A 26505-nucleotide genomic window follows, 5' to 3' on the forward strand; every position below is an offset into this window, starting at 1 on the left:
ATTAAAATTAAATTGTGCATTTTATTCCTACAGTTTTTTTATCATAAATCAACACTTCAAAAAATAAAAGCCTAAAATCTTTGCAGCAAAACTTTTGAAGAGAGTTGGGTATTTAAAAAAGTTGTGCATTTAAAAACGTAGCGATATAATTATAAATAACCGAGATGGAATAATAATAATAATGAATTGTTATTACTCTATCACTTTTTCTTAACGATATAAATGGGCCGGATTGGCATATTAGTAAGACCTGCTAGTAAACTATTCCACCATGATTGCACTTCCCTTATTTAATTAGGCATGTGTATTCATGGTGGTTTTTTGTTTTATATAAAGGAGGAAAACAAATGAGTCGTGAAATCATCACTGTTCATATAAATGGCAACGAATATAAGGCAGCTTCAGGTTCTACCATACTCGAAATTATTAACCAGCAAAACATCGAGCATCCTCAGATTTGTTATGTGCCTGAAGTAGACCCTATTCAAACTTGTGACACATGTATTGTTGAAATGAATGGCGAGTTAGTTCGTTCTTGTTCTACAAAAGCTGAAAACGGCATGAAGATTGAATTACAATCAGCACCCGCAAAAGCGGCACAGACGGAAGCAATGGATCGCTTATTAGAAAATCATTTGCTATACTGCACCGTTTGCGATAATAACAACGGAAACTGTAAATTACATAATACAGCCGAAATGATGGAGATTGAACATCAAAAATACCCCTATACGCCAAAGGCCTCAGAGGATGAAGTCGATATGTCTCATCCATTTTACCGTTATGACCCTAATCAATGCATTGCTTGTGGACAATGTGTAGAGGTTTGTCAAAATCTTCAAGTTAATGAAACGCTCTCTATCGACTGGGAAGCGAAACGTCCCCGCGTTCTCTGGGATGATGGTGTAGCAATCAATGAATCTTCTTGTGTGAGCTGCGGTCAATGTGTAACAGTATGCCCTTGTAATGCCTTAATGGAAAAATCTATGCTCGGAGAAGCTGGATTCATGACCGGACTTCCAAAAAGCGTTTTGAATCCAATGATTGATTTAGTTAAAGAAGTGGAACCAGGGTACAGCGGAATTTTTGCTGTTTCAGAGGTGGAAGCAGCTATGCGTGAAACTCGGACGAAAAAAACAAAAACCGTCTGTACATTTTGCGGAGTTGGATGTTCATTTGAAGTGTGGACAAAAGGCCGCGAAATCCTTAAAGTTCAACCTAGCTCAGATGCTCCCGCAAACGCTATTTCAACCTGTGTGAAAGGAAAATTCGGCTGGGATTTTGTAAACTCTGAAAAACGTATTACTAAGCCTTTAATCCGAAAAAATGGCGCATTTGTAGAGTCGTCATGGGAAGAAGCGCTCGATTTAGTAGCAAGCAGGTTAAACTCTATCAATCAGCAGTACGGACATGGATCCGTTGGTTTTATCTCTTCTTCTAAGATTACAAACGAAGAAAACTATGTTATTCAAAAGCTGGCTCGCCAAATGTTTGAAACAAATGACGTAGACAACTGTTCTCGCTACTGTCAGTCTCCTGCAACCGATGGATTATTTCGAACAGTCGGAATGGGAGGCGATGCCGGCACGATAAAAGACATCGCAAAAGCTGGACTGGTTATCATCGTTGGAGCTAACCCTGCCGAAGGTCACCCTGTATTAGCAACTCGTATCAAACGCGCGCATAAGCTTCATGACCAAAAACTAATCGTCGCAGATTTGCGCAAAAACGAAATGGCTGAACGCTCTGACATTTTTATCAGTCCAAAACAAGGTACGGACCAAGTATGGCTAATGGCTGTAACAAAATACATGATTGATCAAGGATGGCACAACGAAAAATTCATCCAAGAAAACGTCAACTATTTTGAAGACTTTAACTCTTTGCTTGAAAAGTACACGCTTGAATATGCTGAACAAATTACGGGTATTTCAGCAGCAACACTCATTCAAATAGCTGAAATGATTCGAGACGCCGATGGAACCTGTGTGCTGTGGGGTATGGGCGTGACGCAAAATACAGGAGGCTCTGATACATCAGCGGCTATCTCAAACCTGTTGCTTGCTACTGGAAACTATCGACGCCCTGGTGCAGGCGCTTATCCACTCCGAGGCCACAATAACGTGCAAGGCGCATGCGATATGGGAACTCTTCCCGCTTGGCTTCCAGGTTATCAGCACGTCACGGACTCAGTCGCTCGAGAAAAATTTGAAAAAGCATACGGCGTGAAAATTAAAGACAAGCCGGGTCTTGATAATATCCAAATGCTTCATTCAATTGATGAAGGAAAAATGAAAGCTATGTACCTTGTAGGAGAAGATATGGCTCTTGTCGATTCGAACGCTAATCACGTACACGAAATATTATCAAATCTAGATTTTTTTGTTGTCCAAGACATTTTCCTTTCAAGAACGGCTCAATATGCTGATGTTGTACTCCCTGCTGTTCCTTCTCTTGAAAAAGACGGAACGTTTACCAATACGGAGCGACGCGTACAAAGATTGTATCAAGCATTGCCAACGCTTGGTGATTCGAAGCCGGATTGGTGGATTGTTCAAGAGATTGCAAACCGCTTAGGTGCAAATTGGACGTATACACACCCTGGTGACATCTTTTCAGAAATGGCTAGTCTATCACCTCTGTTCAGCCAAGCCAGCTACGAAAACCTTGAAGGCTGGGATAGCTTCTTATGGGGGAGCTTAGAGGGGAAAAGCACGCCTTTACTTTACGTCGATGGGTTTAATTTCCCAGATAAAAAAGCGCGCTTTGCTTTATCAGATTGGGTTCTTCCTGCTGAATTTCCAGAGGAATATGATTTGCACATTAATAACGGACGAATGTTAGAACATTTTCATGAAGGGAATATGACCAATAAATCGAGCGGTATTCAATCAAAGGTACCGGAAGTATTTGTAGAAATTTCACCTCAGCTTGCCAAGGAGCGTGAAATTGAAGACGGTTCGCTTGTCAGATTAATCTCACCGTTTGGAGCAGTAAAAGTACAGGCATTAATTACAGAGCGAGTAAAAGCAAATGAGCTGTATCTTCCGATGCACTCCGTTCATAAAGATTCGGCTATTAACTTCTTGACGGGGCCTGCAGTAGACCAACGAACAAATACGCCGGCTTACAAACAAACAAAAGTACGGATGGAAGTATTAAGCAAAGGTGGAAAAACGCCTTTACCGTCTACAAATCCGCGTAACAAAAAACGTCATCCTCAAAATGGGGTCGAGGTTCAGCGTAAATGGAATCGTCCTGGCTACGTCCATTTAACAAGTAAATAGGAGGAGAAAAGATGGCACAACCTATTACAGAAATTAAAAAGCCTCTTCCAAGCGAGGAAGAAAAAAAACAGCAAAAATTAGAAGACTTGACTTCCCTGCTGGCAGATAATGAAGAAGCGCTGAATCGTATTCTCGGTATTGTCGGAGAACTTAACGACATGGGTGTTCTTGAAGCTGCTGATTCAATGATTCAAGCAAAAGAAAAAATCTCAAAAATTGCGCTTCATCAAATTTCTAGAGAACCCGTAACCAATTTAATTAATACCCTTATGGGTGCAAGCAGCGGTTTGATGAAGGCAGACCCAGAGGTAACCGCTAAACTTGTGAACAGTGCAACAGCTGGTATGAACGAAGCAAATGAATATGTAAAAACAGGAAAAAAAGTAAGTGCGTTAGCTCTTATAAAAGCGCTAAATGATCCAGATGTTAATCGTGCAATTGGATTTGGACTTCACTTTTTAAAAGGAATGGGCAAAGCGTTGGAAGAGTAAATAAGACAGCGACTTGAAAGTTTTTTCCCTTTCAAGTCGCTGTTTTCTTTTTAGGAAGTCCCTTTCTAAGTGAACGTGATATAGTTATACTAAATTGCTCTACTAAAACTAATTGAGGTGACACGATGCAACAATACTTTAAACCCTTATTCGCACTATTATTTTTAATTATGTTTACTGCTGCTTGTTCGAACGGAACAAATACGAGTCAATCAGCGGCTCAGCACCAAAACGTCAGCTTAACGATATCCGCTGCAGCCAGCTTAAAAGATGCGCTTACCGATATTCAAAAGCAATATGAAACAAAGCATCCGAATGTCGACTTAAAATTTAATTTTGGGGCTTCAGGCTCGCTGCAACAGCAAATCGAAAACGGCGCACCGGCTGATTTGTTTTTTTCAGCAGCGGAAGATAAGTTTGATGCACTGGTAAAGTCAGGAGTTATTTCTAAAGAAAATGGAACTGACTTGGTTGGCAACGATCTTGTGCTTATCGTCCCAAAGAATAATTCGGCTGCCATCAAAAATTTTGAAGATCTATCAAAGCCTGCTGTTCAAAAAATTTCACTTGGCATACCGGAATCCGTTCCTGCCGGACAGTATGCAAAAGAGACTTTTGAACACATGAATCTGTGGACAAACATTGAGCCTAAAACCGTCTATGCAAAAGACGTACGCCAGGTGCTTTCCTATGTGGAGACAGGAAACGTTGAAGCTGGAGTTGTTTATAAAACCGATGCGTTGATTTCAAAAAAAGTGAAGATTGTCGCCACTGCAGATCATAGCACTCACAAACCAATTGTATATCCTGTAGGCGTTATTAAGGATTCGAAACATCCACAAGAAGCAAAGGATTTTTATCAATTTTTACAAAGTAAGACGGCTCTTAACACGTTTAAAAAATACGGTTTCACTGCGAATTGAGATTGCTATGATTCAAGAGTTTTTATCTCCTCTTCAGCTATCGCTTAAAATTGCATTAGTAGCGGGATTTGTCGTGATTATTCTAGGCACTGTTATAGGAAAACTGTTATCAAGGAAACACTTTAAGGGAAAAGTGATGGTTGAAACGGTGTTGATGCTACCATTGGTCCTGCCTCCGTCCGTTGTTGGGTTTTTATTGATTGTCATATTCGGAAAACACAGCCTACTCGGCCGAGCAATTGAATGGGTCTTTCAACAACCCGTTATTTTTACGTGGTGGGCAGCTGTTATTGCATCCGTTGTCGTTGCGTTTCCCCTTATGTATCAATCTGCCAAAACGGGCTTCCAAGGCGTTGATCATGAAATTGAAGACGCAGCTCGAGTAGATGGTGCAAGCGAATGGAAAGTCTTTTTCTTTATTTCCATTCCTTTAGCTTCTAAAGCTATCGTAACAGGAGGTGTGTTAAGTCTGGCAAGAGCACTCGGAGAATTTGGAGCCACTTTGATGTTTGCTGGCAATATTCCAGGTGAAACTCAAACTGTTCCTACCGCTATCTACGTCGCGATTGACTCTGGAAACATGAATCTCGCTTGGCTATGGGTTATCTCGATCGTCTTTCTTTCCTTTCTTATGCTGCTTTTTGTTCAGCTTAAACAAAAGTAAAAGGATGCCTCTTTGTGTAAGAGGCATCCTTTTACTTTTGTACCGCTTTTTCAATTTTACATACATCATAAATTAAAAAGGAGCTAATCAAATGCAGATCATACATTTGATTAGCTCCTGTTATAAGTAAGGTAAGCCACCAAAAATATGTATTTGGTGGAGACGGTGGGAGTCGAACCCACGTCCAGAAATATCGCCACTTAAGCGTCTACGAGTGTAGTTGGCATATTGATCATTCGCGAGCTGTTCTGCCTACCAACAGGCGTCCCAGTCGCTAGTCTGATTATTCTCTTCCTTCGTCCTCAGACGGCGAACTCCGGCGTAGCCCACTTAAAGTGAGTCCCTTACCCTACCACATGGGCGATGGAGGGAGGAACCGCTAAGCTACTATTATGCAGCTAAAGCGAAGTTATTGTTAGATTTGCCAGTTATTATTGGCGTTGATGTTTTAACGAGGCCATCTCCTCGACTCGCAACCTAAGCTCGAACTATCCCTGTCGAATCCGTAACGTCCCCATATAAAAGGGAGTCGGAATGTGTAAGAAAAATTCTTACATCAGATAGCGACTTCAGTGTGCAAAATGAAATCTAACTGATAACAATATTTATTATATCACAAAATGAGCATTTTGCAATTGTAAGATTTTGTAATTTTACATCTTTTGACGATCACGAAATGCTCGTTCGATATCACGCTTGGCTTCTTTACGCTTTAAGTCTTCACGCTTATCATATTTCTTTTTACCCTTACCAAGCCCTAGTAAAACCTTTGCGTATCCATTTTTCAAATACACTTTTAACGGAACTAGTGAATAACCTGTTTCTTTTGAATAGCCAATTAGCTTGCTGATTTCGCGTTTATGTAGCAATAGCTTTCGTGTACGAAGTGGCTCATGATTGTATCGATTTCCTTGTTCATAAGGACTAACGTGCATATTGTGTAAAAATACTTCTCCGTTTTGCACACGAGCAAAAGAGTCCTTTAAATTCACACGACCATTACGAATTGATTTAATTTCCGTTCCTTGTAGAACAATACCCGTCTCATATGTTTCTTCAATAAAAAAGTCGTGGCGGGCTTTTTTGTTTTGTGCAATTAATTTCCCTTCACCTTTTGGCATAAAACGTTCCTTCCCTTCAGCCGTACTTACGTATATGTATGATATTATCATTTTACTGTATGGAAATCTAAACAACAACTAAAACGTTTAATAGAGCTGTTTTGAAGCAGAAGGTCTATCCTTCTGCTTCACTGCTGTCGATTATTTGCGCTTTTTCTTTTTGCGCTTAACGTTTGGAGCGCCTTCGAAGAATCTTTTTTTCTTTTTCTTCTTTGGTTTTTGAGTAGACCACTCTTCATTTTTGCTTCGGCTGCCCTCTCGACCTTTTCCTTTATCATCTTTGCGTGACTTTTGTTTTGCCTTAATCACTTTAGGACGATCTTTAGATAAGCGTTTGCGGCCTTCTTTCATTCCCACAATAACAAAGTCCACTGAACGCTCGTCTTTATTCACATCGGCAACTTTCACTTCAATTTCGTCTCCAATTCGGAAGACGTTGCCCGTTCTTTCTCCAATCATCGCATAATGACGTTCGTCGTAACGATAATAGTCATCCGTTAAGTCACTAACATGAACTAACCCTTCAATCGTATTTTCCAGCTCCACGAACATCCCAAAGTTTGTAACAGAGCTAATAATACCATTGAATACTTCCCCAACTTTATCAGCCATAAACTCAGCTTTTTTCATATCGTCCGTTTCTCGCTCAGCGTCAACTGAACGACGTTCCATATTAGAAGAATGCTCAGCAACATCAGGCAGAAGCTCGCGCCATTTTTCTTGCGTTTGCTGATCTGTTTTTCCTTCAATTAAATACGTACGAATGAGACGATGAACGATTAAATCCGGATAACGACGGATTGGAGACGTAAAATGCGTATAGAATTCAGCTGATAAACCAAAGTGGCCTAAACTTTCTGCTTCATATTTCGCTTGTTTCATCGAACGAAGCATAACAGTTGAAATAACCATCTCTTCAGGCGTACCCTTTACTTCTTCTAAAATATCTTGCAGCGCACGCGGATGAATATCGTTGCCTGTCCCTTTCACTGTATAACCAAAGTTTGTAATAAACTCTAAGAAACGAGTAAGCTTCTCTGCATCTGGATCTTCATGAATACGATAAATAAACGGTACGTTCATCCAGTGAAAATGTTCTGCTACTGTTTCATTCGCCGCCAGCATAAATTCTTCGATTAGCTTTTCAGCAACTGAACGTTCACGCAAAATAACATCGTGAGGGTGTCCATCATCATCTACCAATACTTTTGCTTCTTTGAAATCAAAATCAATGGCACCGCGATCCATTCTCTTTTTACGAAGAATAGCTGCCAGCTTTTCCATACGCTCAAACATCGGAACGATTGGCTCGTAGCGTTCTAACACTTCTTCATCTTTATCCACTAAGATTTTGTTCACATCTGAATACGTCATTCGTTCTGTCGTTTTGATGACACTTTCAAAAATCTCATGTTTTACTACTTCACCTTGTGGATTAATTTCCATCTCACAAGAAAGTGTAAAACGGTTAACTTTTGGATTTAATGAGCAGATTCCGTTAGATAAACGGTGAGGAATCATCGGAATAACTCGGTCTACTAAATAGACGCTTGTTCCGCGCTCTGCTGCTTCTACATCAATCGGAGAACCTTCTTTAACGTAGTGACTTACATCTGCAATATGAACACCTAATTTGTAGTTTCCGTTTTCAAGCTCTGTAACCGTTACAGCGTCATCCAAATCTTTTGCATCTGCTCCGTCAATGGTTACAATAACTTGATCCCGAAGATCGCGACGGTTACCGATATCTTTTTCATCAATCGTCTCAGGTGTATCAATTGCTTGCGTTAAAGCGTCAGCAGGAAATTCTTGAGGAAGACCGTGCTTATGGATAACAGAAATGATATCGATCCCCGGATCGTTTTTATGTCCAAGAATTTGAACAACTTTTCCTTCTGCATTCATGCGGCCTTCCGGATAGGTTGTGAGCTCTACTACTACTTTATGGCCTTCAACTGCACCGTTTCTTGCTGCTTTGGGAATAAAGATATCACCTGCAATTTTTTTGTCATCCGCAATCACAAAGCCGAAATTCTTGCTTTGCGTATACGTACCTACAATTTGCTGGGTACCTCGTTCTAAGATTTTTACAATGGTTCCTTCACGACGAGCACCTGATGATTCTGATAACACTCTTGCAAGCACAATATCTCCGTGCATAGCATTGTTTGTTTCAGTAGGGGGAATAAATACATCACCCGCATCTTTTTCTTCAGGAACTACGAACGCAAACCCTTTTGCATGTCCGCTTACTTTCCCTTTGACAAAATTCATTTGTTCCGGCAGCCCGTAGCGGTCATTTCTTGCTCGGATAATTAAACCCTTCTCTTCCATAATAACAAGTGCCTTAACAAACTCTTTAAATGACTCTGCATCCTCCGTATTAAATTCTTTTGCAAGCTCTTGGACAGTCAAAGGTTTGTAATTATCCCTTTTCATAAAATCCAATATTTCATTCATATAGGGCTGATTTTCTTCTTTCACATCATGTCCCTCCTTTTTCCTTATTCGTATTATCTCTATTACCAATCAAGTGATTCCAAAAATGCATATACATCCTCGTGAAGCTGATCTCGCTCTTTATCAAAGGTAATGGTATGACCAGATTCTTCGTACCACTTTATATCTTTTGTAGGAGACTCGACGCTATTATAAATAATATTGGCGCTGTCTGTATTAATCATATGATCATGACGACCTTGTACGACAAATGTCGGTGCATAAATCATATCAACTGAATTTCGCACTTCAGCGATTAATTCCTGTAAAGACTTTAACGTGTTCATTGGTGTTTGTTTGAACTCTTCCATTTCTTGTTCAATCTGTTCAGACGATTTACCTTCACGCTTTTTATATTCGCGTGCATACGCTAAAACACCTTCATACATGACTTCTTCACTCTTTATATACATAGGCGCGCACATAGGCACAATACCCTTTATAGGTACAGTGTAACCTAATTTCAGTGAAAATACGCCACCTAGTGAAAGACCTACAGCGGCAATACTTTCATGGCCTTTACTTTTCAAAAACTCATAGCCTTCCATGACATCTTTCCACCAATCTTTTGGACCAGTATGAACAAGCTCTTCAGGCGCTACACCGTGTCCTTTATAGTGAGGTGCGTGGCATGTGTATCCTTTTTTCTCTAAAAAACGACCTAACATACGAACATCAGCAGAATTTCCGGTAAAACCGTGAAGTAATAAAACAGCCTTTTCGCCGCCTTCAAACGTAAATGGCTTTGGTTGTGCAATTTTCATATATCATTTAACTCCTTTTAGTTATAATATCTGCAGTCATAATAGAAAAAAACATGTATTTATGTGACGGTCATCACATAACAAGAGATGTGTCCGTCAACTTTTACGCTTTTATACTATATTTAGTACTTTTTTCTAAAGCTATATTATATCATTACTTAAAAATGAAATTAAAGTATTCAACACGCCCATTAAAAAAGCCACCTAATACATAAGTTGGTATACACCAAGTACGTATGCATTAGGTGGCAGTCTATCCAGTAACATATTAAAGTTTGAAATAAGATACAGCAAGTGTTAACGCAAAGAATAAGATAGATAACACTACTGTCAAACGGTGTAAAACTAAGTCAATTCCACGTGCTTTTTGTTTTCCAAATAACGTTTCAGCTCCACCGGAAATAGCTCCAGATAATCCAGTAGTTTTGCTTGATTGTAAAACGACCACAACAATCAATGCAATTGAAACAATCACTAGCAAAGTAATCAGCAATGTATGCACTAAGACACACCTCCTACACCAAGTAATAGTCAATCAGCGGGGTTTCTTCATCCCTTCTGATTGGCATTACCGGGGATAAAGTACGCGCACTACGCTAAGGTTAATTTATCATAAAAAACCCTCTCATACAAGTAATGACAGCGAAATACACCGGATTTTAACATAAAAAAACGGATGACAATCGTCATCCGTTTTTTATGATTTCAACTTATTTTTTTAAGTTGTAGAAAGATTTAGCGCCATCGTATACAGCTAGAACACCTAGCTCGTCTTCGATGCGTAGTAATTGGTTGTATTTCGCAATACGGTCTGTACGGCTCATAGAACCAGTTTTGATTTGACCAGCATTTGTTGCAACAGCGATATCAGCGATTGTTGCATCTTCAGTTTCACCAGAACGGTGAGAAACTACTGCTGTGTAACCAGCACGTTTAGCCATTTCAATAGCTTCGAACGTTTCAGTTAATGTACCGATTTGGTTAACTTTGATAAGGATAGAGTTACCTACGCCTTGTTCGATACCTTGAGAAAGTTTTTTCGTGTTTGTTACGAATAAATCGTCACCAACAAGCTGTACTTTGCCGCCAATGCGCTCAGTTAATAGCTTGTGACCATCCCAGTCATTTTCGTCTAAACCGTCTTCGATTGAAACGATTGGGAATTCGTTAACTAACTGCTCGTAGAAATCTACCATTTCAGCAGAAGTTACGCCTGTACGACCTTCGCCTGCTAAGTCATATTTACCAGTTTCTTTGTTGAAGAATTCAGAAGAAGCAACGTCCATACCTAATTGGATGTCTTGACCAGCTTTGTAGCCAGCTTTTTCGATTGCTTCAACAATTACTTCTAATGCTTCACGGTTAGAACCAAGGTTTGGAGCGAATCCACCTTCGTCACCTACAGCTGTGTTTAAGCCTTTTGCAGATAAAACAGATTTTAACGCGTGGAATACTTCAGCACCCATACGGATTGCTTCTTTGAATGTAGGAGCTCCTACAGGTAAAATCATGAACTCTTGGAAGTCAACGTTGTTATCAGCATGAGAACCACCGTTGATGATGTTCATCATTGGAGTTGGTAATTGCTTCGCGTTGAATCCACCAAGGTAACGATATAATGGAAGACCTACGAAATCAGCTGCTGCGTGAGCTACTGCCATAGATACACCAAGGATAGCGTTAGCACCTAATTTACCTTTGTTTTCCGTACCATCTAGCTCAATCATAAGGCGGTCGATACCGATTTGATCAGTTGCGTCCATACCTACTAATTCAGGAGCGATAATTTCGTTTACGTTTTCTACTGCTTTTAATACACCTTTACCTAGGTAGCGAGATTTGTCACCATCGCGTAATTCTACTGCTTCGTGTTCACCAGTAGAAGCACCACTTGGTACGATTGCGCGTCCGAAAGCGCCTGATTCAGTATATACTTCTACTTCAACTGTTGGGTTACCGCGAGAATCTAATACTTCGCGTGCATAAATGTCAAGAATTGTTGGCATTTTAAAACTCTCCTTTATAATTAATTATTTAATTAATGTTTTACCTGTCATTTCTTTTGGCTGTGCTACATCTAGAAGAGTAAGCATTGTAGGAGCTAGATCCCCTAGAATACCGTCTTCACGAAGCTCTAAGCCTTGTTTTGTTACAATTACCGGAACAGGATTCGTTGTATGAGCCGTCATTGGATTACCTTCAAGTGTAATCACTTCATCAGCATTACCATGGTCTGCTGTGATAATTGCTGTACCGCCTTTAGCTAAAATTGCATCTACAATTTTGCCTAAGCACTCATCTACTGTTTCAATCGCTTTTACCGTTGGTTCTAACATACCTGAATGACCTACCATATCAGGGTTTGCAAAGTTTAATAAAATAGCGTCCTGCTTGTCGCCCTCGATTTCTGCAAGCAACGCGTCCGTCACTTCATAAGCACTCATCTCAGGTTTCAAGTCATATGTTGCTACTTTTGGTGAATCGATTAAGATACGTGTTTCACCAGGAAACTCTGCTTCACGTCCACCGCTCATAAAGAACGTTACGTGAGGATATTTTTCCGTTTCAGCAATACGAAGCTGCTTTAAGTTATTTTGAGATAATACTTCACCAAGCGTATTATCTAAGTTAATTGGCTTAAAGGCTACATATCCGTCAACTGTTTCGCTGAAGTGAGTTAGACATACAAAATGTAAGTTTTTCGGATGTTTCTCACCGCGATCAAATGAGCGGAAATCTTCGTTTGCGAACGTATTTGAAATTTGAATTGCGCGATCGGGACGGAAGTTGTAGAAAATGACTGCATCTTCGTCTTGAATTGTCGCAACTGGCGATCCGTCTTCCTTTGTAATAACAGAAGGTAAAACGAATTCGTCATAGATTCCATTTTCATATGAATCTTTTACGCACTCTTCAGCGCTTGTATATGATGGACCTTCACCGTACACCATTGCGCAGTATGATTTCTCTACGCGCTCCCAGCGTTTGTCGCGGTCCATTGAGTAGTAACGTCCTGAAAGTGTTGCAATTTCACCAACGCCGTACTCTTCAATTTTTTCATTAAGTTCTTTTAAATACGTTTCAGCAGATTGAGGTGCTACGTCACGACCATCTAAGAAGCCATGAATGTAGACTTTTTCTAAGCCTTCACTCTTAGCTAGACGCAATAATGCATAAAGATGTTCGATATGACTGTGTACACCGCCATCAGATAAAAGTCCGAAAAGATGAAGGTTTGTACCCTTTTCTTTTGCGTGCTTTACAGCTGCTACAAGCGTTTCGTTTTGTTCAAACTCGCCTTCACGAATTGCTACGTTTACACGAGTTAAGCTTTGGTACACAATTCGGCCTGCACCGATGTTTAAGTGACCTACTTCAGAGTTACCCATTTGGCCTTCCGGTAAGCCTACAGCTTCTCCAGACGCCTGAAGTGTAGCATGAGGATACTCGTTCCAGAAACGGTCGAAGTTTGGTTTTTTTGCATGTGTTACCGCATTACCTTTATCTTCATCGCGTAATGCAAAACCATCTAAGATGATTAATGCTACTGGCTTTTTACTCATTACTTACCAGCCTCCAAAAGCTGTAAGAAAGAATCTGCTTCTAAGCTTGCTCCACCTACTAAAGCTCCGTCAATGTCTGATTGAGACATATATTCTTTAATATTAGCAGGTTTTACGCTACCGCCGTATTGAATACGTACAGCATCTGCAACATCTTGAGAGAATTGCTCTGCAACAACGCTACGGATGTATGCACAAACTTCGTTTGCACCTTCAGCAGTTGAAGATTTACCTGTACCGATTGCCCAGATTGGCTCATATGCGATAACCGTTTGTTTTACTTGCTCATCAGTTAGACCAGCTAATGCTTTTTGTACTTGATTAGCTACAACTGTTTTTGTTTGGTCTTGTTCATACTCTTCGTTTGTTTCACCGCAGCAAACGATTGGTGTTAAACCGTGTTTGAATGCAGCAATTGTTTTTTGGTTTACTGTTTCGTCCGTTTCAGCAAACATTTCACGACGTTCAGAGTGTCCTAAAATTACGTAGTTCACACCTAGGTCTGCTAATGCAACAGGGCTCACTTCTCCAGTGAACGCACCGTTTTCTTCGAAGTGCATGTTTTGTGCACCAATTTTTAAGTCTGTGCCTTTAGTCGCTTCTACTAAACGATCTAAAAATAGTGCAGGTGCACATACTACTGAATCTACGCTTTCAGGAGATGGTACTGCTCCTTTTACTTCTTCAACAAAGCTAGTTGCTTCAGAAAGTACTTTATTCATTTTCCAGTTTCCTGCAATAATTGGTTTACGCATGTGTAACACCGTCCTTTGTTTATTGTGGGTTTTCACTTCACGCGTTAGATGTCCAAGAGGGTGCTGTTAAAAGTGATTCGGTCCCTTTTATCTCTTGGTCATCCTTCTTCGCTGCTTGATAATTATTTATATTATCAGTCGTCAGGTCGGTCCTCCGTCTTACTGAAACATAAACTTACTTATCGTTTAGTGCAACTACGCCTGGAAGTTCTTTACCTTCCATAAACTCTAGTGACGCACCGCCACCTGTAGAAATATGGCTCATTTTATCAGCTAGGTTGAATTTTTCAACAGCTGCTGCAGAGTCTCCTCCGCCGATTACTGAATATGTGTCAGTTGCTTCTGCTAAAGCTTCAGCTACTGCTTTTGTTCCATTAGCAAATGCGTCTAATTCAAATACACCCATTGGTCCATTCCAAATAACTAACTTAGAGTTTTTGATTACGTCAGCATAGATTTCACGCGTTTTCGGTCCTGCGTCTAAGCCTTCCCAATCGCTTGGAATGTTTTCAATTGATACAACTTGAATATTAGCATCATTTGAGAAGTCATCTGCTACTACCACGTCCACTGGCATGTAGAAGTTTACTCCGTTTTTCTTAGCTTTTTCCATGAAAGATTTTGCAAGTTCAATCTTGTCTTCTTCAAGAAGTGATTTACCTACTTCATGGCCTAGTGCCTTAATAAATGTGTAAGAAAGTCCTCCACCGATGATTAAGTTATCTACTTTATCAAGTAAGTGGTCAATTACACCGATTTTGTCTTTAACTTTTGCTCCACCAACGATTGCAGTAAATGGACGTTCTGGGTTCGATAATGCTTTTGAAAGCACATCAAGCTCTTTTTCCATTAAGAAACCTGCTACTGCTGGAATGTGTTGAGCAATTCCTTCTGTTGAAGCATGCGCACGGTGAGCTGCACCGAATGCATCGTTTACGTATACATCTGCTAATTCAGCAAACGCTTTTGCTAATTCAGGATCGTTTTTCTCTTCGCCTGGGTAAAAACGTACGTTTTCAAGTACTAAAACATCGCCTTCGCTCATGCCGTCGATTGTTTTCTTTACTTCTTCACCAAAAGCTTCGTCAGCTTTTGCAACGTCTTTACCAAGAAGAGCTTGTAAACGTTCTGCAACAGCATTTAGACGTAATTCTTCAACAACTTCGCCTTTTGGACGTCCAAGATGGCTAGCTAAAATTACTTTTGCACCTTGTTCTACTAAATATTGAATAGTAGGAACAGCTGCACGAATACGAGTTTCGTCTGTTACTTTTCCGTCTTTCATTGGTACGTTAAAGTCTACGCGACAAAATACTCGCTTTCCTTTTACATCGATGTCTTTCAACGTTTTTTTGTTCATCGTTAAAAGGCCTCCTTAAGTATTTATGGTACTAAGCAAGTAGGCTTCTATGTAATCATCAATCCACAAACCAACGTACATTTCATTTTATATATTGGCGCCTTTCTATATAAAGTGAAACTCGAGTTAGCTGTTTATGACGCTTTTTCATGTAGAAGCCAATACATAAATCAAGGAAGAGGGGGTATGCCCCTCTCTTCCTTAGCAAGTCTTATTATAGTCGTTCTATTTTCAGATATCCAATAAAAAAGGAAAGTCTAGTCGATTTCTGTCTTATTGAATCAAATAGAAGCGAATTTTAAGTTATTCTTATAGTCCTTTAGCAGCGATGTATTGAGCAAGGTCTACTACACGGTTAGAATATCCGCTCTCGTTATCGTACCAAGAGATAACTTTAACCATGTTACCTTCCATTACCATTGTAGATAATGCATCGATTGTAGAAGAGTTGATGTTACCATTGTAGTCACCAGATACTAGTGGCTCTTCGCTGTAACCAAGGATGCCTTTAAGATCGCCTTCAGCAGCTTCTTTAAGAGCGTTGTTTACATCTTCAACAGTTACTTCTTTATCAAGTTCAGCAACTAAGTCTACTAAAGAAACGTTTGGAGTTGGAACACGCATAGCTCCACCGTTTAATTTACCTTTTAATTCAGGTAATACTAGAGATACAGCTTTAGCAGCACCAGTTGAAGTTGGGATGATGTTTTCAGCAGCTGCACGAGCACGACGGTAATCTTTGTGTGGTAAGTCTAAGATTTGTTGGTCGTTTGTGTAAGAGTGAACTGTTGTCATCATTCCGCGTTTAAGACCGAACTTGTCGTTTAACACTTTAGCAAATGGCGCTAAGCAGTTAGTTGTACAAGAAGCATTTGAAATTACGTTGTGGTTAGCTGCATCGTATTTGTCTTCGTTAACACCCATTACGATTGTGATGTCTTCATCAGATGCTGGAGCAGAGATAATTACTTTTTTAGCTCCTGCTTCTAAGTGTTTTGCAGCGTCAGCGCGTTTTGTGAAGAATCCAGTAGATTCAACAACAACTTCTACGCCTTGTTTGCCCCAAGATAATTGAGCTGGGTCGCGTTCAGCAGAGATTTCGATTGTTTTACCGTTTACTACTAAGTTGCTACCATCTACTACTACTTCTGCATCTAATTTTCCGTGTACAGAATCATATTTTAAAAGGTGAGCAAGCATGTTAGCATCTGTTAAGTCGTTGATTGCTACTACTTCAACGTTATCATTTTTTAAAGCTGCGCGGAATACATTACGGCCGATACGACCAAATCCGTTAATACCAATTTTTACTGCCATGGGTATTTCCTCCTTGAATGTAAAAAGTATTTTTTTATATGAGGGATTAATTAAAATCCCTTACTAACTCTTTTGCGGCGCCTTCATCTGTAATGAGAATCGAATCATGCGCTTGTTGCATAAACGCTTTAATTGCCTTTGCTTTTGATGAACCTCCTGCAACAGCAATAACACATTTATTGTTCTTTAAATCATCGAGTTGTATGCCAACTGTTTTAACTTTATGAACAACTTCGCCTTGATGATTAAAATAGTATCCAAATGCCTCACCTACAGCATGTCCATTTTTCACTTTTTCTAAGTCAGCTTGTGGTGTTTTACGGCGTTCTGCCATTGTCATAGCGTCTCCTATTCCGTGAACAACCATACCAGCGGACTTGATTAAATGAAGCATGTCTTTAATAGATGGCTCACCGATAATGGATCGGTATGCTTCATCACTAAGCTGATCTGGAACATGAAGCAAGCGATAGTGACTCATGGACTTTTCAGCCATCTTAGCACAAATCGTGTTTGCTTGGTTTTGTACATTTTCACCTAACCCTCCGCGAGCAGGTACAAAAAGTACATCAGGGTGTTTTGAATCAGGTGTCATCATTTCGGCAACGGCGGCAAGCGTTGTACCACCTGTAACAGCAACGGTATTTTTTTCACCAACAAGGCGCTCCTTGATACACGAAACAGATGCTCGACCCATTTCATTTTTGACCCAAGGAGACTGATCACTATCTCCAGATACAACAACAACTTCTGATAAAGAAAACGCCTCTTTTAATGTTGTTTCCAATAATCGAAGTCCTGAAACTTCCTTCATTACTTCTTCTAACTCAGCTAGAAGTAGTTCTCCCTCGTTTGTAAGCGTCATCCCACTAGGGTAAATGTCAATCAAATCTTGTTCTTTTAAGAATGTTACTTCGCTTCGTAACACACGCTCTGTTAGCCCAAGGCTTACAGCTAAGTTTCTGCGGCCAATCGGCTGCATTAAACGTATGTATTGCAAGATTTGATAGCGCTTTTGCATAACTGAGAGAAGTTCAGGTAATAATTTTCGTTGTACTTCTATTAAAGAACGCATGTTAAAATCCCCTTAAGGCATAAACTTGCTGGACATATTTTGTCCCATATAGACATATTATGTCCCACCTTGCGCAAAAAAAATTCACCCTGCTACAAAATCTATTCTAACAGGAGTGAATCCTTTATTCAACTCATGTGTTGCCTATTTTTAAAAGTAAGCGTTTTCTTAATGGAATACCTGTTATTTTTCCATATTCCACTTCTTCTCCATCCATTTCTACTACAGGAATCGCAAGGTGATACTTTTCCAACCACTCATCGTTTTTGTAAATATCTCGTTCCATAAGCTGAAAGGGAAACTCAGACTGCATCTCTGCAAGCAGCTTCTTTGCATCATCGCATAAATGACAGCCATTTTTGGTATATAGTACGACTTCCACATTCCCACTCCTTTACTGCGTGACAAAAAGTTTTCGTTGACTGGATGGTAGAACGTTTAATTGGTCTCGATATTTGGCTACCGTTCTTCTTGAAATAGTAACGTTATAATTGCTTTGCAAGACGTTAGCCAACTGCTGATCTGAAAGCGGACGCTGTTTGTTTTCTTCTGATACTAGCTTTTTAAGCAGTTCTTTTACGTGAGTTGTAGAAGTCGCTTCGTTGTTGCCCAGTTGAATACTAGTTGAGAAAAAAGATTTCATTGAAAAGGTGCCAAAAGGTGTTTGAATATATTTGTGCCGAGTAGCACGGCTAATCGTTGATTCATGCACAGAGGTTTGTTCCGCTACTTCCTTCATCGTTAACGGCTTCAAATACGAAGGGCCCTTTTTAAAAAATGCTTCTTGTTCAACGAGTAAAGTATTCATTAATGCGTTTAATGTGTCTTTGCGTGTGTGTAAACTTTTCATAATCCATTGAAATTCACGATATTTCTCTTGCAAATAAGAAAACATTTCTTGGTTCTGCTTATTTTTCAGCTGAAGTTTGTATTGTTCGTTCACTGAAAGACGAGGTTCCAAATCCTCATTTGCATAAGCAACGACATTTCCATCTTCAATTTTCACAATAAAATCCGGTACAATGAATCGTTCATTGGACTTCATATAAAATGATCCAGGACGAGGATTTAATTTCTTAATCTGTTCATGTAATTGTTGAAGAGCTTCAAGTGAGATTTGACATAACTTTGAGATTTTCATCCATTTTTTATAAGCAAATTCCTCAAAGTGATGTGTCAAAATTTGCTCTATTTTTTCTGTCCATTGATTACTTCTTTTTAATTGGAGCATTAAGCACTCCTGTAAACTTCTCGCCCCTACTCCTGCCGGGTCCATCTGCTGCACAAGTTGAAGAGCCTTTTCAACCTGCTCTTGATCTTGGCCAAGCTGGTTAGCAAGTATGATTAACTCATCGTGCAAATAGCCAGCATCATCCAGACTATGAATAACAAACTCAACGGCTGCCTGCTCACATTCATCTAATTTTAATAATGCGGATTGATTCATTAAATGTTCGTACAGCGTTTCTTTAGGAGCTGGTATACTGCTCATATAATCTGTTGAATCAGAAGTTGCATGATTTTTTTGATTGTGAGATGTATTGACGGGCAGCTCTGAAAAATCTATAAGCGGATTTTGAAGCGCCTGCTCATGTAAAAACGCTACAATATCCATCGATGAATATTGTAAAAGAGAAATAGCTTGTGATAATTCTTTTGACATCGTCAGTTTTAACGACTGCTGCTGAAATAATCCAATCTCCATTATTTCTCCCCTCCCCTTCATCTATTTTACTATAAAAACGCTTTCAAAGAGCATGTAACTATTTTTTATATGTAATTTTTTCATCAAAAAATCTCCGTCAACCTTTGTTAACGAAGCATTTCATCCTATTTTTAGTTACTAACCATCAAAAAAGTAATAGAGCTATACACCTTTATAACTTTTCATTATAATTCGCGCCTACTACATGATCCGAGTACTAATTCGACATGACGTTTTCTTCGTCATGTCGAATTTTCTGCATTTGTATAATATATAGAAGAATTGCTTATTGAATAGTTTGTGCCATTTGCATAAACTTGTCTAAGTTTTCTGCGTCATTTTTCGTAAAAATGGTTAGCTTCATTGGTTTCTTTCCTTTAACCAACACGGCGTTTACCGTATGATCGCCAGATGTGGCTTCATACCAAACAGAATCTTTGAAGATTCCATTCTCTTCAAGATTCTTTTTCTCTGCTGCATTTTTATTAACTGCTGTTGCCGTTTGTTTAACAGATTGAGCAGCGTCATCCAGCGATGCTTCTGATGAAAGCATTTCAATACGCATAAATTGAGAATCATCTGAAGTTAACACTAACGCATCTTTTCCAGGTTCTTCACCCGTTAGTTTATAGCCGTCCATTACTTGAATAGAATAATCTTGTTCTGGGCTTTTTGTTAGTTTTGTTTCTGAAGAAGACCTTGACTGTCCACCTTCCGCCGTTTCGCTAGTCGATGATTGACTTCCTGAAGGTTCGGCTGAGACCTCAGCAGAATCCGCATCTTTTTTCGACTCTTCTTTTGCAGCGCCTGATGTTTGATCAGATTTAGAAGCTGTATCCTGCTGAACATTTTCTGCTTGATCATTAGACTTCGGCTGAGCAGAATCTTCGTTCGTCCCGCATGCAGATAGTAATAGGGCTACCGATGCACTGACAATGAAAAGTTTGTTCATGTATTTCATATTTATTCCTCCTCCGTGTTTCTTTTCCTTATATACTGTTTTATAGTATTCTGACAAATTCCGCAACCGGTACAATGGAATTAATTTCTTGCTTCCTTACGCGTATAAAGGGTTATAGAAGGAAAATAAATATTATTTTTTGAGAAGATGAGCCTTTTTACTCAAAATAAAAAACGTTGCGTAATCCGCAACGTTTTAAGACGCCCTCGACAGGATTCGAACCCACCCTAAGAGAACCGGAATCTCTTGTGCTATCCACTACACTACGAGGGCATATTTGTCACAACTTCCATTATAGGAGAGAAAACTTCTCTTTTCAATAGAATACTACGTTTATTTTTTTTAGAAGGGGGAAAAATTTTAATAATGTCAAAGAGGAATACATAGTCTTTTAAGCGAATATGTGTAGTAGAGGTTCTTTTGTTTGACCTTTATTGACCATACGTGTATTATAGGTACATAACAAATTATTCTTGTTAAGGAGGAATTTAATATGAACTTAATTCCTACAGTTATTGAACAAACAAACCGTGGTGAACGTGCTTATGACATTTATTCACGTTTATTAAAAGACCGCATTATTATTTTAGGTAGTGCTATTGATGATAATGTAGCTAACTCGATCGTTTCTCAGCTTCTATTCTTAGCTGCTGAAGACCCAGAAAAAGATATCTCACTTTATATCAACAGCCCAGGTGGCTCTATTACAGCTGGAATGGCTATCTATGATACGATGCAATTCATTAAGCCAAAAGTTTCTACAATTTGTATCGGTATGGCTGCATCAATGGGTGCTTTCTTACTGGCTGCTGGTGAAAAGGGCAAACGTTTTGCTCTTCCAAACAGCGAAGTAATGATTCATCAACCTCTTGGTGGTGCTCAAGGACAAGCTACTGAAATCGAAATTGCGGCAAAACGTATTCTATTCCTACGTGAAAAACTAAATTCAATTTTAGCTGAGCGTACAGGTCAACCGTTAGAAGTGCTACAACGTGATACAGATCGTGATAATTTCATGACTGCTGAACGCGCTTTAGAATACGGTCTAATTGACAAAGTATTAGAAAACGACCCTAAATAAGAAAAAAGCCTTTCCCACTTTGGGAAAGGCTTTTTTATGCATCGTTCTCTACGTAAGCGACTAACGCATCCATTGCTTCTTTTTCATCTACCCCTTCAACAATGAGCGTAATAAGAGAACCGTTATTAATCGCTAAGCTCATTAACCCCATGATACTTTTAGCGTTGACTACTTTCTCATCTTTCTTCAAGTACACATCAGATGTAAAACGAGTTGCTTCTTGCACGAATAGTGCCGCAACACGAGCTTGTAATCCCGTTTTTAATTTTACTTCTACTTGTTTTTCCATGATAAAATCCTCCCCCTTGCAATTCCCCTTATGTGACTGGCTGACCGGCGCGAAGCTTGTCTGCTATTTGGTCAATTTTACGCAATCGATGGTTAATGCCTGATTTGCTAATTTGACCTCCAGATACCATCTCACCAAGCTCCTTTAACGTAACGTCTTGATATTCCACACGCAAACGAGCAATTTCTCTTAGCTTTTCTGGTAAGATATCTAATCCAGCTGTTTCATCAATATAACGAATGTTTTCCACTTGACGAATGGCCGCTCCGATTGTTTTGTTTAAGTTAGCTGTTTCACAATTAACTAAGCGATTAACGGAATTTCGCATATCTCGGACAATTCTTACATCCTCAAACCGTAAAAGAGCGTTATGGGCTCCAATGATATTTAGAAACTCCGTAATTTTTTCAGCTTCTTTCAAATAGTTAATATAGCCTTTTTTTCGTTCTAATGTTTTACTATTCAATTGAAATTCGTTCATTAAATTGCATAAAGCTTCGTTGTGCTCTTCATACAATGAAAAGATTTCAAGATGGTACGATGATGTCTCCGGGTTATTAATAGAGCCGCCGGCTAAAAATGCGCCTCTTAAGTAGGATCGCTTACAGCATTTCTTTTGTACTAGCTCTGGTGAAATACGATGTGTAAACGTGAATCCTTCTTCTACAATTTTTAAGTCTTCCAAAAGCATTCTTGTTTTCTCTACTAATCGAACAATATACACATTGTTTTTCTTCAGCCGCATTTTCTTACGTACAAGCAGTTCTACTGACACATCATAATTTTTCTTAAGCAGGACATAAATGCGTCGAGCAATCGCTGCATTTTCAGTTTGGACATCAACTGTGAATTTTTTATTCGAAAAAGAAAGTGAACCATTCATTCGAATTAATGCAGAGAGCTCTGCTTTTGCACAGCAATTCTTGACTTCTAAATTCGTTAACTCTTTTTTTGTTTCTGATGCAAATGACATAACTTCACCTCCAATCTACATACGGAAATAGTGTTAAACACCAGTATTCGCTTTACCTTGCAGCGATGTCAGCATAGAATACACAAGCTTTGCTACTTTTTTTGTATCATGCCTAATTACGCTGCCGTCATACTGAATAATTTGATCTTCAATCACTTCTAAACCTAATTTTAGCAATACTTCACGGTCATATTCTACAGGCTGAGCCTGCTCTACTTGATATTTCTTTTTTAAAGGTGCCGGAATAGGTGCATTATTGACAATAATCGCATCTAAAAACGCACACGGCATATGGTTGTAAAGCGCTTTAATATGATCACTTGCCTTAAAACCCAATGTCTCACCCGGCTGCGTCATCACGTTGCACACGTACACTTTCTTTGCTTTTGTCGAACAAAGCTCATTACAAATATCTTGCACCAGTAAATTCGGCAAAATACTTGTATAAAGACTTCCCGGCCCCAATACAATTAAATCGGCGCGTCGAATAGCTTTTATTGTCTCGACAAGCGGTTTCACATCGGCAGGCGATAAAAACACTTTATTAATTTTTTTATTAACTTCTGGAATTTTAGATTCACCTGTTACGATGGATCCATCTTGCATCTCCGCATGCAGCACAACACTTTGATTAGCTGCCGGAAGCACTTTCCCTCTGACGTTTAGTACTTTGCTCATTTCTCGTATAGCATGCACAAAATCGCCAGTAATAGACGTCATAGCTGCAAGCAACAAATTGCCAAGAGAATGGCCTGTAAGCTCATTTCCTGTATCAAATCGATGTTGAAAAAGCTCTTCAACTAGTGGCTCTACATCAGATAAAGCAGCTAGCACATTTCGAATATCACCAGGAGCAGGGATTTCAAGTTCATCGCGCAATCGGCCAGAACTTCCCCCGTCGTCTGCTACGGTTACGATGGCTGTAAGATCAAGAGGGTATTCCTTCAACCCTCTTAACAGCACTGGTAAACCCGTTCCTCCCCCAATGACGACAACTTTTGGAAGCTGTTCACTGCTCATCTATGATTTTCCTTTCTCCTCTCAATGTCACGATGAGAAATATGAGTTTTGTATTCATTCTGGAAATGGTGACCTAAATATTCAGCTAATGTGACGGAGCGATGCTGTCCCCCTGTACACCCTATAGCGATGACCAGCTGGCTTTTACCTTCTCGCTTGTACTGCGGAAGCATAAACGAAAGTAGGTCTACTACTTTTTCAATGAACTTTTGAGTTTCCGTCCATTTTAATACGTAAGAAGAAACCTCTTCTTCAAGCCCTGTTTTAGGACGCATATGGTCAATATAGTGAGGGTTTGGCAAAAAGCGCACATCAAAGACTAAATCAGCGTCAATAGGCACCCCGTATTTAAAACCAAATGACATCACATTAACAGTAAAAACTTGTGAAGCGTGCGAAGAAAACTGAGTTAAAATCTTTTCTCTAAGCTCTCTTGGCTTTAACTCTGATGTCTCATAAATAAGCTGAGCTCTTCCTTTTAACTCCTCAAGCAGCTCCCGTTCCATACCAATTCCTTCTAACGGTAAACCCGAAGGAGCTAGCGGATGTGAACGTCTCGTTTCTTTGTAGCGCGTCACCAGTACAGAATCTTTTGCATCTAAAAATAAAATTTGTGGCGTGACCCACGTTGTTTCACTCATGTTATCTAATGCTTCAAATAGGCTTTCAAAAAACTCTCTGCCTCGCAAATCCATAACAAGAGCAACTTTATTCATTTTATTCCCTGACTCTTTCATGAGTTCCAAAAATTTCGGTAGCAATGTAGGGGGTAAATTATCTACACAAAAGAACCCTAAATCTTCAAAACTCTGAATTGCTACTGTTTTTCCTGCACCTGACATTCCAGTAATAATCACTAATTGAATATCGCTTACAGACCCAGTACTCATTTTTCATCCCCCTCAATCTATGCATACATGTCTATTTATCATTAACAAGGATCAATTCGATAAGATAATAACTCGAAATCCGTTGTATACGTAAAGTTGCCATAAATAACACCCGACCCTTTTGCTACATAATCGATAATGTGATGATCTCCCGGGGCCATCGGCAATTCACTTACTTCACTCAAATTATGCCAACCGAGTTTGCCTTCTTCTGATTCTAGCACATTTGTCCCATCAAAATCTGTAGCAAAAAAAGTAAACATCATCCACTCAGATGAAATTTGATCGTTTTCTTTCATCGTAAATGTAAAAATACCTTTTACAGTGGGATTTTTCAAATAAATTCCTGTTTCTTCACGAAACTCTCTTACAACAGAGTCTTTTACAGATTCTCCTTGCTCCATTTTCCCACCCGGGGCCACCCACCAGTTTCTTCGTGGCTTTTGAAGCAACAATACTTTATCGTCTTTCATTAATACACAATTTGTGACCCTTTGCATGTTTTCCACCTCATCATATGTATACTGACATTTTCTTTTATTATACTACGAAACAAACTTCTCTCACAACGGAGATGAACTAACTATTACTAAATTTTCTGAAAATAAACGCTTGCTGTTATATACGTAAATTCAATCTGTTATAGTCAAAAAAAAGAGGCATAGGAACACGTCCTATGCCCGACATACATATATTTTATAAAAGGGGGTCAATTACTATCTATATAGTACCCCATCAATGTTTCACAGGTGTTACAGAACAGTTAAAACCGAATTACGTTTTGTAAACGATTGATTTCAGCCTTATTGCTGAATAGCTTTTAACTTTTCTTTTAACTCTTCTACATAGTGCTGAGCCGCTTGAGCAGCAATGCTGCCATCACCTGTAGCTGTTACAATTTGACGAAGAGCCTTTTCACGAACGTCTCCAGCTGCGAACACACCTGGTACTTTTGTTTCCATTTGCTCGTTCGTTTCAATATATCCTTCTTTATTCGTGATGTTTAGGCTTTCGAATGGTTTTGTTAGTGGAACCATTCCAACATAAATGAATACGCCGTCCGCACCAAACTCGCGCTCTTCACCTGTTTTTGTGTCTACTAACGTTACGCTGCCTACTTTACCGTCTTTTTCATTTACTTCTTTGACTGTTGTATTCCAAATAAAATCAACTTTTTCGTTGTCAAATGCACGCTGCTGTAGGATTTTCTGCGCGCGAAGCTCATCGCGTCGGTGAATAATTGTTACTTTTGTTGCGAAGCGTGTTAAATATACGCCTTCCTCAACCGCAGAGTCTCCACCGCCTACAACGACTAGCTCTTTACCTTTAAAGAATGCACCGTCACATACAGCACAATAAGATACGCCGCGGCCGCCTAGTTCTTTTTCTCCTGGCGCACCTAATTTTTTATATTCAGCACCAGTAGCAACGATTACTGAACGTGTTTTATATTCTTTGCTGCCTGCACGAACTGTCTTGTATTCTTCTCCGTCGATGATTTCTTTAATATCACCGTACGCATATTCCGCACCGAATTTTTTTGCATGCTCAAACATTTTGTTAGAAAGGTCAGGACCAAGGATATGATCATAACCTGGATAGTTTTCTACATCTTCCGTATTAGCCATTTGACCGCCTGGAATTCCGCGTTCAATCATTAGTGTTGATAAATCTGCACGAGATGTATATACAGCAGCAGTCATACCTGCTGGACCTGCCCCAATAATAATGACATCATAAATTTTTTCTTCTGTCATTTCTTTACAC

24 protein-coding genes, 1 tRNA gene and 1 other RNA gene are annotated in these 26505 nt (G+C 39.4%); 5 read left to right on the top strand and 21 right to left on the bottom strand.

Features of this window, described 5'->3' with window-relative positions; all coding sequences use genetic code 11:
• Window positions 1-347 precede the first annotated feature (347 nt).
• From fdhF to modB, 4 genes are all read left to right on the top strand, one after another.
• The gene (gene fdhF / locus ACH6EI_RS21950) at window positions 348-3287 is read left to right on the top strand and encodes a formate dehydrogenase subunit alpha (protein WP_028412061.1); all 2940 of its coding nucleotides are present in this window, start codon (window positions 348-350) and stop codon (window positions 3285-3287) included.
• An 11-nt stretch (window positions 3288-3298) separates the two neighbouring features.
• Window positions 3299-3778 (top strand): helical membrane plugin domain-containing protein, encoded by a 480-nt coding sequence (locus ACH6EI_RS21955; protein WP_028412060.1) that lies wholly within the window; start codon window positions 3299-3301, stop codon window positions 3776-3778.
• A 125-nt stretch (window positions 3779-3903) separates the two neighbouring features.
• Window positions 3904-4701, top strand: coding sequence for a molybdate ABC transporter substrate-binding protein (gene modA / locus ACH6EI_RS21960; protein WP_033580425.1), 798 nt, complete (start codon window positions 3904-3906; stop codon window positions 4699-4701).
• A 7-nt stretch (window positions 4702-4708) separates the two neighbouring features.
• On the top strand, window positions 4709-5365 hold the full coding sequence (modB, locus tag ACH6EI_RS21965) for a molybdate ABC transporter permease subunit (RefSeq protein ID WP_034264255.1): 657 nt from the start codon (window positions 4709-4711) through the stop codon (window positions 5363-5365).
• Between the two features lie 154 nt (window positions 5366-5519).
• Here the strand turns inward: modB and ssrA are convergent.
• The 15 genes from ssrA to ACH6EI_RS22040 all read right to left on the bottom strand — a co-directional run bounded on the left by ssrA (window position 5520) and on the right by ACH6EI_RS22040 (window position 20758).
• Window positions 5520-5881, bottom strand: a transfer-messenger RNA (tmRNA) gene (gene ssrA / locus ACH6EI_RS21970).
• A 137-nt stretch (window positions 5882-6018) separates the two neighbouring features.
• Window positions 6019-6486, bottom strand: coding sequence for an SsrA-binding protein SmpB (gene smpB, locus ACH6EI_RS21975; protein ID WP_013059694.1), 468 nt, complete (start codon window positions 6484-6486; stop codon window positions 6019-6021).
• Window positions 6487-6627: 141 nt separating this feature from the next.
• Complete coding sequence (gene rnr, locus ACH6EI_RS21980; RefSeq protein WP_028412057.1) at window positions 6628-8970, bottom strand: ribonuclease R; 2343 nt, start codon at window positions 8968-8970, stop codon at window positions 6628-6630.
• 38 nt (window positions 8971-9008) lie between these two features.
• A complete protein-coding gene (locus tag ACH6EI_RS21985; protein WP_028412056.1) occupies window positions 9009-9749 on the bottom strand; it encodes an alpha/beta hydrolase in 741 nt (246 codons plus the stop codon).
• A 268-nt stretch (window positions 9750-10017) separates the two neighbouring features.
• Window positions 10018-10251 (bottom strand): preprotein translocase subunit SecG, encoded by a 234-nt coding sequence (gene secG, locus ACH6EI_RS21990; RefSeq protein WP_014457843.1) that lies wholly within the window; start codon window positions 10249-10251, stop codon window positions 10018-10020.
• Between the two features lie 208 nt (window positions 10252-10459).
• Window positions 10460-11755, bottom strand: a complete 1296-nt coding sequence (gene eno, locus ACH6EI_RS21995) for a phosphopyruvate hydratase (protein ID WP_028412055.1) — start codon at window positions 11753-11755, stop codon at window positions 10460-10462.
• A 24-nt stretch (window positions 11756-11779) separates the two neighbouring features.
• On the bottom strand, window positions 11780-13312 hold the full coding sequence (gene gpmI / locus ACH6EI_RS22000) for a 2,3-bisphosphoglycerate-independent phosphoglycerate mutase (protein ID WP_108674344.1): 1533 nt from the start codon (window positions 13310-13312) through the stop codon (window positions 11780-11782).
• A complete protein-coding gene (gene tpiA, locus ACH6EI_RS22005) occupies window positions 13312-14067 on the bottom strand; it encodes a triose-phosphate isomerase (protein ID WP_013085385.1) in 756 nt (251 codons plus the stop codon). Before tpiA ends, gpmI begins: the two co-directional genes overlap by 1 nt.
• A 175-nt stretch (window positions 14068-14242) precedes the next feature.
• Complete coding sequence (locus ACH6EI_RS22010) at window positions 14243-15427, bottom strand: phosphoglycerate kinase (RefSeq protein ID WP_028412053.1); 1185 nt, start codon at window positions 15425-15427, stop codon at window positions 14243-14245.
• Between the two features lie 309 nt (window positions 15428-15736).
• Complete coding sequence (gene gap / locus ACH6EI_RS22015) at window positions 15737-16744, bottom strand: type I glyceraldehyde-3-phosphate dehydrogenase (RefSeq protein ID WP_014457839.1); 1008 nt, start codon at window positions 16742-16744, stop codon at window positions 15737-15739.
• Window positions 16745-16790: 46 nt separating this feature from the next.
• Window positions 16791-17819, bottom strand: coding sequence for a sugar-binding transcriptional regulator (locus ACH6EI_RS22020; protein ID WP_014457838.1), 1029 nt, complete (start codon window positions 17817-17819; stop codon window positions 16791-16793).
• A gap of 133 nt (window positions 17820-17952) precedes the next feature.
• Window positions 17953-18201, bottom strand: coding sequence for a glutaredoxin family protein (locus ACH6EI_RS22025; RefSeq protein WP_033580423.1), 249 nt, complete (start codon window positions 18199-18201; stop codon window positions 17953-17955).
• 12 nt (window positions 18202-18213) lie between these two features.
• Window positions 18214-19524 (bottom strand): RNA polymerase factor sigma-54, encoded by a 1311-nt coding sequence (gene rpoN / locus ACH6EI_RS22030; RefSeq protein ID WP_028412050.1) that lies wholly within the window; start codon window positions 19522-19524, stop codon window positions 18214-18216.
• A gap of 286 nt (window positions 19525-19810) precedes the next feature.
• Complete coding sequence (locus ACH6EI_RS22035) at window positions 19811-20485, bottom strand: hypothetical protein (protein ID WP_028412049.1); 675 nt, start codon at window positions 20483-20485, stop codon at window positions 19811-19813.
• 201 nt (window positions 20486-20686) lie between these two features.
• Window positions 20687-20758 (bottom strand) — tRNA-Arg (locus ACH6EI_RS22040).
• Window positions 20759-20978: 220 nt separating this feature from the next.
• On the opposite strand from ACH6EI_RS22040, the gene clpP reads away from it, so the two are divergent.
• Window positions 20979-21566, top strand: a complete 588-nt coding sequence (gene clpP / locus ACH6EI_RS22045; protein WP_013059707.1) for an ATP-dependent Clp endopeptidase proteolytic subunit ClpP — start codon at window positions 20979-20981, stop codon at window positions 21564-21566.
• Between the two features lie 34 nt (window positions 21567-21600).
• Here the strand turns inward: clpP and ACH6EI_RS22050 are convergent, their stop codons facing one another.
• The 6 genes from ACH6EI_RS22050 to trxB all read right to left on the bottom strand — a co-directional run bounded on the left by ACH6EI_RS22050 (window position 21601) and on the right by trxB (window position 26495).
• On the bottom strand, window positions 21601-21855 hold the full coding sequence (locus ACH6EI_RS22050) for an HPr family phosphocarrier protein (protein WP_013059708.1): 255 nt from the start codon (window positions 21853-21855) through the stop codon (window positions 21601-21603).
• 28 nt (window positions 21856-21883) lie between these two features.
• Window positions 21884-22828, bottom strand: a complete 945-nt coding sequence (gene whiA, locus ACH6EI_RS22055; RefSeq protein ID WP_108674346.1) for a DNA-binding protein WhiA — start codon at window positions 22826-22828, stop codon at window positions 21884-21886.
• Between the two features lie 33 nt (window positions 22829-22861).
• Complete coding sequence (locus ACH6EI_RS22060) at window positions 22862-23848, bottom strand: gluconeogenesis factor YvcK family protein (protein WP_028412048.1); 987 nt, start codon at window positions 23846-23848, stop codon at window positions 22862-22864.
• Window positions 23845-24738 (bottom strand): RNase adapter RapZ, encoded by an 894-nt coding sequence (gene rapZ, locus ACH6EI_RS22065; protein ID WP_013059711.1) that lies wholly within the window; start codon window positions 24736-24738, stop codon window positions 23845-23847. The genes ACH6EI_RS22060 and rapZ overlap by 4 nt, the downstream gene beginning before the upstream one ends.
• Window positions 24739-24779: 41 nt before the next feature.
• Window positions 24780-25238: an 8-oxo-dGTP diphosphatase gene (locus ACH6EI_RS22070; RefSeq protein WP_013059712.1), complete on the bottom strand. Its 459-nt coding sequence runs from the start codon at window positions 25236-25238 to the stop codon at window positions 24780-24782.
• 303 nt (window positions 25239-25541) lie between these two features.
• Entirely contained in the window at window positions 25542-26495 is a 954-nt protein-coding gene (gene trxB / locus ACH6EI_RS22075; protein WP_013059713.1) for a thioredoxin-disulfide reductase, read from the bottom strand.
• Window positions 26496-26505: the final 10 nt, after the last annotated feature.

Origin of the sequence: Priestia sp. JSM ZJ58, assembly GCF_044383985.1 — a bacterium.
GTDB classification, from domain to species: Bacteria; Bacillota; Bacilli; order Bacillales; family Bacillaceae_H; genus Priestia; species Priestia zanthoxyli.